This window comes from Rhodosalinus sp. K401 (assembly GCF_041365735.1).
Classification (GTDB): Bacteria; Pseudomonadota; Alphaproteobacteria; order Rhodobacterales; family Rhodobacteraceae; genus Rhodosalinus.
On sequence record NZ_JBGFSI010000045.1, the window covers coordinates 1 to 889 of the forward strand.

Consider the following 889-nt stretch of genomic DNA (forward strand, 5'->3'; position numbering starts at 1 on the left):
CGGAGGCCGCGGCGTTCTGCCGGATCGCCTCGGTCACGCGCGCGATGCGCTGGTCGAGCGGCAGCGCCAGAAGCTCCGCCGCATTCAGCCCCAGCCGCCGGATCGCGTCGGCCGCCGGGCCGCTGCCGTCGGCGGCGAAGAGCGAGAGGCGCCGGGTCAGGCGCGCCGAGCCGGCCTCCAGTTCGCGGAAGGAATTGCCCGAGAGGTCCGCCGCGCGGGCGAGTACCTGCACGCTCGCCGTGGTCGTGGCGAGCGAGTGCGCGAGCTTGGCCTGCGCATCGACGGTCTGCAGCCCCGAGCGGATCAGCGCCGCGCCGGCCGCCGCAGCCGCCGCGCCGACGACCCGGGCGATCCGCGTCGCCTGCCGCGCGAAGCGGGCGAGACGGCGGTTGGCGGCCTCCATCTCGCGCGAGAGGTGCCGGAAGCCCTGCTGCCCGGCCTCGCCGACACCGCGCAGCGCATCCTTGACCTGACGACCGCCCGTCGCCGACAGGCGGACGCTCACGCGTTTCTCGGCCATTTGACTGCCTCCGGTATCAACAGGGTCGGTGAGACGGGCGCCGCCGCGCGCCCCCTTGCAGAATGTATCACGTCGTGATACATGCCCCCATGATCGTCAGCACGAAGGGCAAGCGCGCGGCGAACGCGGTGGAAGGCCGGTTCGGCAAGGGCTTCCCGGCCGATCTGGTCAAGCGGACGCGGGCGATGCTCTCGGCGCTCGACGCCGCCGCGGTCCTCGAGGATCTCCGGTTTCCGCCGGGCAACCATCTCGAGGAGCTCAAGGGCGACCGGGCCGGGCAGCATTCGGTGCGCATCAACGACCAGTGGCGCATCTGCTTCGTGTGGACCGATCAGGGACCAGCCAACGTCGAGATCGTCGACTACCATT

General features: G+C 72.0%; 1 protein-coding gene and 1 pseudogene. One reads left to right on the forward strand and one right to left on the reverse strand.

All coding sequences use genetic code 11. From position 1 onward, the window contains the following. Positions 1-520 (reverse strand): annotated as a pseudogene (locus tag AB6A66_RS17450) (phage tail tape measure protein); the annotation flags it as partial. Positions 521-609: 89 nt separating this feature from the next. Between AB6A66_RS17450 and AB6A66_RS17455 the strand changes: the two are divergent. Continuing rightward, positions 610-889 (forward strand): type II toxin-antitoxin system RelE/ParE family toxin (locus tag AB6A66_RS17455; RefSeq protein ID WP_371056900.1); only part of this gene is annotated, 280 nt, incomplete at its 3' end.